The sequence below is a fragment of the Paenibacillus rigui genome (assembly GCF_002234615.1).
Classification (GTDB): Bacteria; Bacillota; Bacilli; order Paenibacillales; family NBRC-103111; genus Paenibacillus_S; species Paenibacillus_S rigui.
In genome coordinates this window covers 100,121-113,534 of record NZ_NMQW01000013.1, presented here as the reverse complement: position 1 = coordinate 113,534, position 13,414 = coordinate 100,121, and the positions used below count along the sequence as shown (strand labels likewise).

The 13,414-nt window shown below is 48.7% G+C and carries 12 protein-coding genes; 6 read left to right on the top strand and 6 right to left on the bottom strand.

Going from position 1 to position 13,414, the window contains the following annotated elements:
• Nucleotides 1-246 precede the first annotated feature (246 nt).
• The 3 genes from glnA (at nt 247) to CF651_RS09210 (ending at nt 4,415) form a co-directional block, all read left to right on the top strand.
• On the top strand, nt 247-1,671 hold the full coding sequence (glnA, locus tag CF651_RS09220) for a type I glutamate--ammonia ligase (RefSeq protein ID WP_094014568.1): 1,425 nt from the start codon (nt 247-249) through the stop codon (nt 1,669-1,671).
• A gap of 172 nt (nt 1,672-1,843) precedes the next feature.
• Entirely contained in the window at nt 1,844-3,154 is a 1,311-nt protein-coding gene (locus tag CF651_RS09215) for a DUF1800 domain-containing protein (protein ID WP_094014653.1), read from the top strand.
• 16 nt (nt 3,155-3,170) lie between these two features.
• Nucleotides 3,171-4,415: a DUF1501 domain-containing protein gene (locus tag CF651_RS09210; RefSeq protein WP_094014567.1), complete on the top strand. Its 1,245-nt coding sequence runs from the start codon at nt 3,171-3,173 to the stop codon at nt 4,413-4,415.
• On the opposite strand, the gene thpR is transcribed toward CF651_RS09210, so the two are convergent.
• Nucleotides 4,408-4,971 (bottom strand): RNA 2',3'-cyclic phosphodiesterase, encoded by a 564-nt coding sequence (gene thpR, locus CF651_RS09205; RefSeq protein ID WP_094014566.1) that lies wholly within the window; start codon nt 4,969-4,971, stop codon nt 4,408-4,410. The two genes, CF651_RS09210 and thpR, sit on opposite strands and share 8 nt — an antisense overlap.
• A 164-nt stretch (nt 4,972-5,135) precedes the next feature.
• Between thpR and serC the strand changes: the two genes are divergently transcribed.
• Complete coding sequence (gene serC, locus CF651_RS09200; RefSeq protein ID WP_094014565.1) at nt 5,136-6,224, top strand: 3-phosphoserine/phosphohydroxythreonine transaminase; 1,089 nt, start codon at nt 5,136-5,138, stop codon at nt 6,222-6,224.
• Nucleotides 6,225-6,367: 143 nt separating this feature from the next.
• Here serC and CF651_RS09195 read toward each other — a convergent pair whose 3' ends face one another.
• Nucleotides 6,368-7,081 carry a response regulator transcription factor gene (locus CF651_RS09195; protein WP_094014564.1) on the bottom strand — a complete coding sequence of 238 codons (714 nt, stop codon included), beginning with the start codon at nt 7,079-7,081 and terminating at the stop codon, nt 6,368-6,370.
• A gap of 112 nt (nt 7,082-7,193) precedes the next feature.
• Here CF651_RS09195 and trmL point away from each other — a divergent pair, with 112 nt between their 5' ends.
• Both trmL and CF651_RS09185 read left to right on the top strand, forming a co-directional pair.
• Entirely contained in the window at nt 7,194-7,658 is a 465-nt protein-coding gene (gene trmL, locus CF651_RS09190) for a tRNA (uridine(34)/cytosine(34)/5-carboxymethylaminomethyluridine(34)-2'-O)-methyltransferase TrmL (RefSeq protein WP_094014563.1), read from the top strand.
• Nucleotides 7,659-7,806: 148 nt separating this feature from the next.
• Nucleotides 7,807-8,061 carry an AbrB/MazE/SpoVT family DNA-binding domain-containing protein gene (locus CF651_RS09185; protein WP_179232746.1) on the top strand — a complete coding sequence of 85 codons (255 nt, stop codon included), beginning with the start codon at nt 7,807-7,809 and terminating at the stop codon, nt 8,059-8,061.
• A gap of 276 nt (nt 8,062-8,337) precedes the next feature.
• Here the strand turns inward: CF651_RS09185 and CF651_RS09180 are convergent, their stop codons facing one another.
• From CF651_RS09180 to CF651_RS09165, 4 genes are read right to left on the bottom strand one after another with little or no spacing between them, the layout of a single operon-like run.
• A complete protein-coding gene (locus CF651_RS09180; RefSeq protein ID WP_094014561.1) occupies nt 8,338-9,411 on the bottom strand; it encodes a phosphodiester glycosidase family protein in 1,074 nt (357 codons plus the stop codon).
• A 15-nt stretch (nt 9,412-9,426) separates the two neighbouring features.
• Complete coding sequence (locus CF651_RS09175; protein WP_094014560.1) at nt 9,427-9,867, bottom strand: hypothetical protein; 441 nt, start codon at nt 9,865-9,867, stop codon at nt 9,427-9,429.
• Nucleotides 9,864-11,483 (bottom strand): response regulator, encoded by a 1,620-nt coding sequence (locus CF651_RS09170; protein WP_245855804.1) that lies wholly within the window; start codon nt 11,481-11,483, stop codon nt 9,864-9,866. Before CF651_RS09170 ends, CF651_RS09175 begins: the two co-directional genes overlap by 4 nt.
• Entirely contained in the window at nt 11,458-13,299 is a 1,842-nt protein-coding gene (locus CF651_RS09165; protein WP_094014558.1) for a sensor histidine kinase, read from the bottom strand. Before CF651_RS09165 ends, CF651_RS09170 begins: the two co-directional genes overlap by 26 nt.
• Between the last annotated feature and the right edge of the window lie 115 nt (nt 13,300-13,414).

Below are 13,414 nucleotides of genomic sequence, written 5' to 3'. Positions count from 1 at the left end.
TATTTTACCTGTCCTTTATAGACTTGGATATCCTCATTTTGGGGATCCAAGTCTATTTTTGTCGAAAGTGTGAACGGAACCTAATGAGTGTGTAAGCATACCTTACACTTCCGTAAAAAATACCTTACATAAGTATTGACGATACGGAATTAAAAGTTTTATAATATGACCATGATTAATAAAAAACTTGAACAATGTACGAACAAACAATGAAAAATGTTCGGAAATTAGGAGGTTAGCGATTCAATGTCAGTTCAAAACGTGTTAAATCTCATCAAAGAAAAAGGCATCGAGTGGGTTGATTTTCGTTTTGTAGATCTTTCCGGTAGAGCTCACCATATTTCCTTGCCAGCTGTAGAAGTAGACGAAGCAACTTTTGAAAATGGAGTAGCTTTCGACGGATCTTCCATCCCAGGTTTCAAAGGTATCGAAGAATCCGATATGGTTATGCTTCCAGATACAGAGTCTGTGTACGTTGATCCTTTCACTGCTCATCCTACACTGATCGTTATCTGTAACATCCATACGCCAGAAGGCGAACGTTATGATCGTGACCCACGCAGTATCGCTCACAAAGCAGAAGAGTACCTTCAATCTGCTGGTGTTGGTACAACAGCTTTCTTTGCTCCTGAATCCGAGTTTTTCATTTTTGACGAAGTTCGTTTCCAAAGCGGTCAAAACGAATCTTCCTATTTCGTTGATTCCGAAGAAGCTCACTGGAACTCCAACCGTAAAGAAGAAGGCGGTAACCTGGGCTTTAAAGTTGGACACAAAGGTGGTTATGTGCCTGTAGGTCCTACAGATACACAACAAGACATCCGTAGCGAAATGTGCCGTCTGCTTCAAGAAGCTGGCCTTCGCATCGAGCGTCATCACCATGAAGTGGCAACTGCGGGTCAAGGCGAAATCAACTTCCGTTTCGACACTTTGACTAAAACAGCTGACAACTTGATGAAATACAAATATATCGTTCAAAACACAGCTAGACAATACGGCAAAGTAGCAACTTTCATGCCTAAACCATTGTTTGGCGATAACGGTAGCGGTATGCACGTTCACCAATCCATCTTTGATGGCGACAAACCGTTGTTCTTCGAAAAAGGCGGCTACGCTAACCTGAGCGAGATGGCTTTGAACTACATCGGCGGTATCTTGTACCATGCGCCAGCTTTGATCGCTTTGACGAACCCATCCACGAACTCCTTTAAGCGTCTGGTTCCTGGTTATGAAGCACCGGTTAACCTGGTATTCTCCAAAGGTAACCGTTCTGCTGCAGTTCGTATCCCGGTTGCCGCTGTTACACCTAAAGGCTGCCGTATCGAGTTCCGTACTCCGGACTCCACAGCTAACCCTTACTTGGCATTCGCAGCTATGCTGATGGCTGGATTGGACGGCATCAAAAAGAAAATCGATCCTCGCGCTCTTGGCTACGGTCCGTTGGATAAAAACATCTACGACCTGTCCGATGCTGAAAAAGGCGAAATCCGCAGCGTACCTGGTACGTTGGATGAAGCTCTTAACGCTTTGGAAGCTGATTATGAGTTCTTGACTGAAGGCGGCGTATTTACTAAAGACTTCATCGACAACTACATCGGCTTGAAACGCAGCGAAGCAAAAGCAGTTTCGATCCGTATTCACCCGCACGAGTACTCCTTGTACTTCGATCTGTAAGATTTTCGGTCTTACCGAACTTATATATGCATGATTCCAAAGAACCTCGACTTTGTCGGGGTTCTTTCTTTGTGGTTGGGTATTTCTGACACCGAATTGTAACAAAGTCCATTTATACTGAAGCCAAAGGAAATAGGTATAGAACGCTGTGAGGGTGGTGCGGCAATTGGGAGTGGAGTGGACGGAAAGGGAAGCGGTGCATTTACTGAATCGGACGGGCTTTGGTGCAAGTGCAGGTGAGGTTGCCGCTTGTTTGGCTCTGGGAAGAGAAGAGAGCGTGCGACGCTTGATAGCAGGCGAGTCGTTGACGGACGAAACGAGTCAAATAAAGCCGCTCGAGGAGCTGAAGGCGGACGGCAAGGATCTGAAGTCAGATTCAATTGTCGATCAGCAAACCTACTGGCTGTACCGAATGACGCTAACGACATCGCCACTGATTGAAAAGATGACTTTATTTTGGCATGGTCACTTTGCGACCTCTTATCAGAAGGTGAGGGAAATTCCGCTTTTGCTTCGCCAAAATGAGCTGTTCCGTAAATATGCACTCGGTAATTTTCACGAGCTGGTGCTGGAGGTAGGCAAAGACCCGGCAATGATGCTCTATCTGGACTCGAACAATAACCGGAAAGGCAAACCGAACGAGAACTATGCACGTGAAGTGATGGAGCTTTTCACCTTGGGCATCGGTCATTATACGGAGCAGGATATTAAAGAGGCGGCCCGGGCATTTACAGGCTGGAATTATGATAAAAAGCAGGATGGATTGAAATTCAACCCGAAGCAGCATGATGCGGGGAGCAAGACGATTCTTGGTGAAACCGGTAACTTTGATGCGACCTCTGTTATCGATGTGTTATTTAAGCAGGACGCGCTGCCGCGCTTTATGGCGCAAAAGCTGCTCCGTTTTTTTGCGGTCAATGAACCATCGGAGGCATGGGTGGGGCAGGTGGCGTCTGATTTTGCCCAGTCGGCCTCTGTTGGCGAGGTGTTAGCGAAGCTGTTTAACTCTGATGCTTTCTATGCCCCGGAGGTGCAGGGCAGCTTGATTAAGACCCCGGTGGAATATGTGGCAGGGATGCTCAAGGCATTCCAGATTCCGCTTTCCAAAGGCTTTGCGCAAGCCTCCAGGAAAATGGGTCAGGAGCTGTATCTTCCTCCGGATGTAGCAGGCTGGAGAGGGGGAACGACCTGGCTTATGACGGCTAGCCTGTTGGCGAGGTATCAATTTGCAGAGTCGGTGGCTAAACGGATTAATATCAGTCTGCTGAGCAGCAAGGAATACTCGTTAGACAGTTCGGCCTCCTCCTCCGATTGGGTTGATTTATTCGCAAAGCACGCCGGCGTGTGGTACTTGGGAGACCAGTCAAAGCAGGTGCTGGCTAAATATGCGGAGGACACATTCGTTTATGTGAAGACGAAGACGACGGGGATGAAAGGGCTCCTGCACTTAATCATGGTCAGCCCGGAAGCACAGATGAAATGAGGAGGGGAGACGTTTCATGAGCAAACTGACAAGAAGGGAATTTATTATTAAAGGGACGGCTTTATTGGCCACGCTGGGCTTGGGCGGACCACTGTTATTTAGTGAGCATGGCTCTTTCTTAAGGAATGCTTCTGCAGCAAATGAAGAGGAGGTCGACGCCCCCGTACTCGTTGTCATCCAGCTTTCGGGGGGCAATGACGGGATGAACACGTTAATTCCGTATGGCATGGGGGGGTACTTTGACGCCAGACCTACACTCGGCATCCATCAAAGTGAGGTGCTGGCCATTAACAATGAAGTCGGCTTACATCCGAGCTTGACTCAGTTTAATGAGCTGTACCAGGCCGGTAAGCTTGCTATTGTGCAGGGGGTAGGCTATCCCAAGCCGGATCACTCGCACTTCCGCTCCATGGAAATATGGCAGACAGCGGAGCCGGAGAAATATATCCGGTCGGGTTGGCTGGCCCGGTACGTGGAATCGTCTCTGGCTCAGAGCAGCAATCCATTAAAGGCACTGCAGGTTGGGAATAATGCCAACAAATCCTTTGCTTCGGAAACCTTGAACGTGCCCGTCATCCAGTCTGTCGAGACGTATAATGTGTTCGATCCTAAGACGCCGAAGGCGGATCAGAACCGGCTGGCACAGGCCTTTTTGGATATGTATGATCCGGGGCGTCAAGGAACGCAGGTGAAAGTAACATGCGAGCATGGGCAGGATGCTTATAAAAGCGTTGAAGCCATTCATAGCCTGACAAATGCTTATGCCAATAAAGTGGAGTACCCGAAATCAGGCATCGCCCGCGATTTGCAGCTCGTATCCAAGATGCTGGCCGGTAAATCGGGAACAAGAGTTTTCTATGTGGAGCTGGGCGGGTTTGACGACCATGTTCAGGAGAAGGAACAGCATGCCAAGCTGTTAAAGCAGCTGGATGAAGCTGTAGGCACGTTCTATAAGGATTTGGAAGCCCAGGGGCTGCAGGATCGCGTAGTGACCTTAACCTTCTCGGAATTCGGCCGGAGGGTGAGGGAGAACGGCAATGGCGGAACGGATCACGGGACAGCGGCACCTGTCTTTGTTCTCGGAGGCAAGGTGAAGGGCGGGATGTACGGCGTTATGCCCAGCTTGACGAATCTGGACAACGGGGATTTGAAATACGAGGTTGATTTCCGTTCTGTTTATTATACGTTGGTTGATAATTGGTTAAAGGGCGACGCCCAAACCGTGCTTCAGAAAAGCTACGAGAAGCTGGCCTTTATTTAAAAGGAAAGGCGGCGACCGGCTCGTAGGATGGTTTCCGGCCAAGATGGGTACGATATAGTACCATGGAGCTTGCACTCCAGGAAGCTTCGGCAGCGGAGGCTAGTACATCGAGCGGCTCCAAGTCACCGGTGGTAAAGCTGGAACTTCCTTGATAGCGTCTGGCTAATGTAATATGCGGGTTATACCCTCTTTCCTCCGGTTTAAAGCCTAGAGGTTCAAGAGCGGATTCAACTGATTTCTGCAGTGCTTCCAGCGAAGGGAGTGCCCCCTGAACTCCAGCCCATAAAATGCTTGGGACAGCTGGCTTTCCGAACGTACCGAGTAAAGTCAGGTTAAACGCACACTGGGTTGAAGAGACACGCTCCAGGATAGCTGGAATTTGCTCCATCACTTGCTTAGGGGTTTCTCCTAGAAATTTCAAGGTGATATGCAGGTCCTGAGGATGCGTCCATTTTTGAAACGGAATGGATTTCTGAATCATTTGCTGCTGCCGCTCAAGCAGCTCGCGCTGTTTTTCCCCTAATGGGATCGCTACAAAAAGCCGTTCCATCACCATAGGAACACCTCACTCCTTCATGATCCATGAATTCTTATCGTTATGTTGTCTATTCCGCGCGGAAATATGTATCAATGCTGTGAAGAATGCGCATAACTACTTGATGGATAGGGACAATCTTTGCTATCATAGCCATATCATAACAAAGGTGAAGGTGTGAAAACATGACTAAACGAGCGTACAATTTTAACCCAGGTCCTGCAGCGCTTCCGTTGGAAGTACTTCAGCAAGCACAAGAGCAATTCGTAGAATATAACGGCATCGGCATGTCCTTGATGGAAATTTCCCACCGCAGCAAAGAATACGAAGCCATCAATGCGCAAACGCAAGAGTTGCTGCTTGAGCTGCTCGGTTTGAAGTCCGGATATAAAGTGTTGTTTATGGGCGGCGGAGCAAGCACGCAGTTTGCCACGATTCCTTTGAACTTCTTGAAGCCGGGTAAGGTCGGAAGCTATATTATTACCGGCAGCTTTTCCGAGAAGGCATATGAGGAAGGTAAAGTGGTTGGCGAAGCGGTTATCGCTGCATCGAACAAAGAAGGCAAGTGGAGAAGCCTGCCGAAAGCCGAAGATATTCAGATCGATCCGAACTCGGCTTATGTCCACATGACGACGAACAACACAATTGAGGGCTCCCAGTTCTCCTACATTCCGGAGACCGGCGATATTCCTTTGATCGGCGATATGACAAGCGGGATTTTGAGCCGTCCGCTTGATGCCAGCAAATATGCAATGATCTATGCGGGCGCTCAAAAAAATCTCGGGCCTGCAGGTGTGACCGTTGCGGTGATCCGTGATGATCTGTTGGCTGAAGAGCCGAAGCATCTTCCTGTGATGCTGCGTTACTCAACACACGCGAAAAACAGCTCGCTGTACAATACGCCTCCAGTGCACTCGATCTACATGGTGAATTTGATGCTGAATTGGGTGAAAAACAACGGCGGCGTAGCGGAGATGGAGAAGCGTAACGTTGAGAAGAGCAAGCTGGTGTACGATGTGATCGACGCAAGCGGCGGCTTCTACAACGGTAACATCGATCCGGACAGCCGTTCTATTATGAATATCACCTTCCGGCTGCCAAGTGAAGAGCTGGAGAAGAAATTCGTTAAGGAATCCGAGCAAAACAACTTTGTAGGCTTGGCCGGTCATCGCAGCGTTGGCGGGATCCGCGCTTCGGCGTACAACCCTGTACCTTATGAGGCTTGTAAAGCATTGGCTGAATTCATGGTCGATTTCCAGAAGCGTAACGGTTAATAATAGACATAAAAAGCAGCCCTAACGAAGTATAGGCGGGGCTGCTTTTTTATGATTACGTTACTCCTGCGTAAGAAAAAGACGAATACCGGCTTTGGTCAGCGGCACTCGTCTTTTATCGGATAGGCGGAATTTGCACTGTACTAAGCAAGGGATTCCTTCATGACAGGCTCTGTTAATTTGTAGCCTACATTGCGGATCGTTACGATGTATTCCGGGTTTCGGGCATTGCTCTCGATCTTATCGCGCAAATGGCTGATATGCACATCTACGATGCGGGTATCGCCAAGAAAGTGGTAGTCCCACACGCCATGGAGCAGCTGCTGACGGCTTAACACTTTGCCCCGGTGCTTGCACAGGAACAGCAGCAGATCGAATTCTTTGGGGGTCAGCTCAATAGACTGATCTCTTAGCTTGACTTCACGCTGATCCGGCTGGATGGTAATGGCGCCGACGATCATGGGAGGATTGTCGGTTGTGGAGGGCAGCGTCTGAATACGGCGCAGGATGGCTTGAATCCGGGAGATCAGCTCCTGCGGACTGAACGGCTTGGTCATGTAATCATCTGCACCATTATCCAAGCCGGCAATTTTATCGGATAAATCCTGCATGGCGGTCAGCATAATAATGGGGACCAAATTGTTCTGGGCACGCAGCTTACTGCACACCTGAATCCCATCCATTTTGGGCAGCATCAAATCAAGCACAATCAGATCAGGGCGAAAGTGCTGGATGGCTTGAAACACGGCTTCGCCGTCATAAACACATTGAACCTCGAAGCCTACGAGCTTCAGGTTGAACTCTATTAGCATCGAAATGGAAGGCTCGTCGTCAACGACAAGAATTTTCTTCTTCATCTTCGAATCTCCTTTGTAGTTACAGCTTAATAATCTTATTATCGCAGCTCACTATCATCCGCATATTAAGAAAAGGTAAAACGAATGTTAAAATTATGAGGTGACTATACGAATGGCTTTTCATATTGTGTTGGTTGAACCTGAAATTCCGGCAAATACGGGGAACATTGCAAGAACCTGTGCAGCGACCGGAACCTGGCTGCATCTGGTGCGACCGCTCGGTTTTCATACGGACGACCGGACGTTGAAGCGTGCGGGGCTGGATTATTGGCATGCGGTGAATATCGAATATCACGATTCGTTTCAGGAAGTGAAGGACAAGTATCCCGAGGGACGCTTCTTTCTGGCTACGACCAAGGCGTCCAAAGTTTACACTGATTTTACATTTCAGGATGGCGACTTTTTTGTATTCGGGAAGGAAACGAAGGGGCTGGCTCCGGAAATTTTGGCCGAGCATCCGGATACTTTGCTCAAAATGCCGATGACGGACGCCGTACGTTCATTGAACTTATCCAACTCGGCTGCCATCATGCTGTACGAAGGGCTTCGTCAAACCGGGTTTCAAGGCCTGAAATAGCAATCCGTTCACACAAAAACATCGAGGTATGGCAGGAATTTTCACCTAAGCCACGAATAGTATAGAGACAAGCTGAATGGATCGCGGATCCGGACGCAGTTTGCTCATACTGTTCTTTTTTTTGGAATGAAAGTGAGGTGAATTAATGATGAAACCTGCAGGTGTAGTAAGGAAAGTGGACCAGTTAGGGCGTATTGTTTTACCCAAATCCCTGCGCAAGCGTTATCAGATGAATGAAGGGGATCCTGTTGAAATATTGGTAAGCGGAGATCACATTATACTGGAGAGATATCGTCCACGGTGCGTATTTTGCAGCTCCATGGAGCAAGTCAGCGAATTTAAAGAACGGCATATATGCGCGGAATGCTTGAAGGAAATGAACGGATTAAAGCAGCGGGGCTAGATACGAAAAACTAAGAAAGCATCACGAACCTTTTCCAATCGGAAAGGAACGTGATGCTTTTTATCTTTGTCTGCTGCGAAGGGATGGTTACCTCTCTCGAAGACACCTTAAAGACCCTTAGTTTTGTCATCATTGTAAGCTGCAGTAAGCATAGCTACGATAAACATTAAGAACACCAAGTTCACGATCCAAAAAGTTGCTGACATTCGGCTGCACCCCCTGCCCTATATTATAACCAACCGTTTCCGAAAAGAAAACTTATAAAAATGTGAACATTTATTTAAAAAATAAGAAATTCGTGGGTAAAGATCTTAATTTGCCGTCTGACGGCCGGTTGATGATCTGCCCATCGAAAATCAGGCTCGACGAGCCGCCGCCATCGAGGTTGTATGCATCCTTGACGCCAAGGGCAACAAGCTTGTCCTGAAGCTCCGCCAAGGTGGCTCCGGAATTGCCTCGCTCATCATAGCCGTCGGTGACGAGAAAGAGCAGCTGGTCGTTCTTGAAGCTGCCAATGACTGTACGCGGCGCCCGTGCCGGCGACGTTTGCCATTGCGACGGAATGGCTTGCTTCTTGCCATTTTGCAGCAGCACAGGGACGAACGTAGCCCCGAAGCTAGGCTTCAGCTTGTCAAGATCCTCTTGCCTTGAAAATTTGCCGCCAATCAGCTTCCTGTCGCTGCTGAGGCCGATAAAGGCCAAGTCCTCGAAGGTCGGCTCAAAGCCGTACACATACTTACCGTTCAGCATGGTGGTGCTGAGCGGGTATCTTTTACCCGAACGGTCATCGTCGGCAAAGCCGCCTGCATTGACCCCAGCCACGGCCCCGTAACGACGTACCGCATCCAATGTCGTTTCGCTGCCACCAACCTTATCCTTGCCCAGCACCATCTTCATGGCGCTGTCCGACTTCATGTTCACCTTGAGTGCATAGCCCTTGTAATTGGATTCGGCCAAATAATACAGCTTCAGGTCGATATTGGCGCTGTTGGTCTGACGGGAAGCCTTGGCCCCGAGCTTAGTGCTGATGCGATTGTCAAAAATCGTTGTCGGCTTATCGGATGCCGCATCGGCGGTTTGTACCATTGTGACAACATCTTTGGCGCTTTGCTCATACAGCTGATAAAAGCGCTCAATCGTGGCGCGGGTCTGGGCTGCATCGGTCTTGGCCTTGTCCAGCTGATCGGCAGCATGCTGCAATTCTTTCTGGATCGTGAATTGGGTGGCGGCCAACCGGTGGAAATCCGGCAGCTGGACGGTTAGATGAGAACAGAGTAAGAACAAGATCATTCCGATAAATGGGGCGGACGCTAACAGTAAAGTTCGGTTAATGAATTGAACAGGATTCATAGATGATCACTTCCCTTATTGCAGCACATCAAGGTTTTTCTTCAAATCATCGAGCTTCTTCTTCACTTCGGCCAGCTGGGTGTACAGCTGATTGCTGTTATCCGTCTTGCTGTTGGCACTATCCTTCGTAAAAGCGAGCAGCTCATTCAGTGAATCGATTTTCCCCTGCATTTTGGTCAGGTCTCCGCTGACACTGTCCTTCAGCTGTGCAATCTGCTTCTGGTAATCCTCTTGGACGGTCTGCAGCTGCTGCTCCGTCTGGGCTGCAATCTCTGCGGCAATTTGCTTCTTTAGATGATCGGTGTACAGCTTGGCTCCAAGCACACCGCCCGCGATCAGAAGCGTCCAGGCCATTAGCAAAAACAAATAGGTTCTCCGTCTTCCCTTGTTCACCGGTTTGCCTGTCCGCACCATGGGCTGCGCTTGAGTAGCAGCAGGTTCTATGGGCGTATTCATGGTTGATTCACCTTCCTGTATTCATTGGGAGAGAAGCCAACAATCTTTTTGAACACTTTACTGAAATATTTTTCATCGTCGTAGCCGACCATTTCGGCCACCTGCGCAATGCGTAAATGTGGATTTAACAAGAGCAGCTTCGCTTTTTCTGCACGTATGCTGCTGAGATAGTCTGACAAATTGACTTTAAACTCTTGCTTGAATTTACGGGAAATATATTCACGGCTCAAATAGAAATGATTGGCAATCTCTTGCAGCGTAATATCCTGATGATAATGGTTTTGAATGTACTTTGCAATCTCGAATATGACATTGTTATCCTGGTGCTGATGCTTCAGCATCAGCTGTGAAAGCCCGGTTAAATCCGCATCCATTTGCTGCTGCCAGAGCGGGATGGACAAGGTGCCTGACTCCTCGAACGGGATCATGAAGGAAGACGGTTCGGTCATCGCATTCAACTCGTTCGCTTGGTCGCCGAACCATTCCAGCAGCCAGCGGCTTCGCTGCAAACGGTATTCGTTCCACCAAAGCTCGAGCTGCTCCTGAGTAATGCTTTCAAGCTTGTTCACAGCCTCGAACCAGAGCAGGACGGAACGATGGATTTGCTCGGGGCTGCCGCTGCGAACGGCAAGCCGGATCGGCTCCGCGTAGTCGCTAAAGGACAGCAGGAGCGGATTCGCAGGCGGCTTCTCCTGATAGATATGGACCTCCTTGCCCGCGGTCAGCAGATTGCGGCGCCGCAAAGCGGTACGCGCTTGTCCGTAGGCTTCCGGTAAGCCTGCAGGAAACGGGAGGATACTGCTGATACCGATATCCATACGGCTGCGCAGGGTCGCTTCAATGCCCTCCTGGATGGAAGCGACGAGCTTATAACCGGGAAGGGCGGGGCCAAAGAGCAGCAAAATAATCTCATTGTCGCTGTTCCAATAACGGTAAGCGACGCCCTGCCTTGGTTCACGCAGAAATTCGTTGCATATATTAGTAATGGAAAAGAAGAGCAAGTCTTGATCCGTACGGAACTTTTCCTTCAGCTTGCCGCTCAAAGTATGCATGTTCACGATAGCCAACTGGCATTCCTGGATATGGGGACCGATACCGAATTCCTTGGCCAGTGCCGAGGCTGCAGCTTCATAGCCGGTCGGTTCGTTGATTAAATTGGATAGCAGCTTGTCCCAATATACAGGGCGGATTTGGTTCATTTCAATATTGCGCTGGGTTTGTCCTTGGCGCTCGGTTTCTTCCCGGTTCCAGCAATCCACGGCTTTGGTCACGGCCGCATGAAGCTGCTCCGCATCGATCGGCTTTAATATGTAATCTACGCCTCCGTGCTGTACGGTATGGCGTACCAATTGAAAATCATCAAAGCCGCTGATGACGATGGTTTTGCCGGAAGGATAATTGGTTTGCAGCCATTCGAGCAGCTCCATACCGCCTACTAAAGGCATCATCATGTCGGTAAAAATAATTTGCGGGCGCTCCTCGAGAATGGTTTCGATCGCCTCCTGTCCGTCCTGCGCTTCCAATATTTCCTCTATATGAAACTCGTCCCACGGCACAAGCAGTTTAATGGCTTCGCGGACATGCTTCTCATCATCCACGATAATGGCTTTCATCATTTGGTTCCTCCCCCGGATGTGTAAGCGGAATCCAGAAGGTAATCCGGATCCCGTGAGGCGCAAGAGCGTCCAATTGCATTTTTGCGTCCCCATTATAATAAAGCCGCAGCCGGCTGCTGACGTTATATAAACCGATGTTCATACTGCGATTTTCCTCGGTCACCTCGAATGAGGAGGGCTCTTTGTTCAGCTGCTCACGCAGGTCAGAGAGCTGCTCTTCCGACAGGCCTTTGCCGTTATCCTCAACGACCAGACAAGCATACGTTCCCTCTGCATTCAAAAAGCTTCGGAATGACAGCAGATTATGGGGCTGCCGGGGGTCAAACGCATGTTTGAAATAATTTTCCGCCAGCGGCTGAAGGATCATTTTGGGTATGACAAGAGACAACGTTTTTTCATCTATATCATACTCCACCTCCAGCTCATTCTCAAAACGCTGCAGCTGAAGCTGCATATAAGCTTTGACGTGGTCGAGCTCCTGTTTCAAGGTCACTTCCGTTTCATTCGTATTCATGCTGTACCGCATCATTTTGGCGAGCGCGGACAGCAGCTGATATATTTTCGGAGCCCCGTGCTGGAGAGCCAGCGTTCCGATCGATTGAAGCGAATTATATAAGAAATGAGGATGAATCTGGGCTTGCAGCGCCTTGAGCTGATTTGTTTTGTTGGCCAGGTTCAGCTTGTACTCCTGCTTGATGAGATCGTTGATCGTCTGCATCATGATGCGGAAGCGTCTAGCCAGAATGCCAATCTCATCGTCGGTTTTCACTTGGATATCGACGTCCAGACGACCGGTTTGAATCTGATTGATATAACCGAGCAATTGTTTGATCGGGCGGGTAAAGCGTACCGTAATAAGCAAGGTCAGCAAAGTAACGACAAGCAGCAGGATACCGAGGATCACCATATGAATTTGCGTCAAATCCCGTGCACCTTGATACAAATGCTCGTAAGGGATTTGTTTGACCAGATACCAATCGAGATAAGGGGTAGTCAGCTTTTCATAAAGCTCAATGCTTTTATCTGCTTCCAGGCTGCCCCGTTCCTCCTTGCTTGCCAGCACCGTTTGGGTCCATGGCTTATTCAAGGCTACGCCCGGAACCGCTTCTTTATCGGTAGAGAGAAGCAAGGTTCCTTTGTCGTCCAATAAATACAGGTCTTCCCCTTTGTTGCCGAGCTGCGCAAGGAGCTGATTCAGCGTATCCAGCTTCAAATCGATCGAAAGGATCCCAAGCGCTTCTTTAGAGGGAATGCGGTAAATTACCCTATGCATAGTCATGACTGTTCGCTGGGCATAGTATGGAAACTGGGTCAGACCGTAATCGTCGCTCATGTGCGTAGGCTCCATCACCGCTTCATAGGAGTCGTTGGGCATGGGGATGACGTAATCTTGAGCCTGGGTATTCGTTTGAATTCCGCGTTTGAGAAATTCCTGAATCATCAAGAAAGAATTCAGGCTGTCCGTTGGGCGGTCGTTGATATGCATGTAGACTTGAAATACATCCTTTTGTCTGGAAATGGTTTGAAGGATACGAAAAATTTCCGCCTCGGTCTGGTAGCTGCTGAAGCCTGAGGTAATTAATCCGATAAAGGAAAGATCTTTATACATAGTTAGGGAAGTTTCATTCAACGAGTTCATGTAGTTGATCACATTTTGTTTACCTTGAAACAGCAAATTCGTATTTTCCCTTAACGCATTTTGCCTCACATTCTGCTTCGTATACGCATTGGTGACGAGGATAGAGGCAGTGATAGGGGCTATGGTGGCGATAAGCATCAGAACGATCAGTTTGAAGCGAAGGCTACTACGGGGCATGCTATGAAACCTCCCTTAGGGCGAAAAACTACCGGTTTTGGTCAATATTTTACACCAAAGGGTTCATGATCCTCGGTGTTGAGAGCGATAAAAACATTTTATACTCAGTACTATA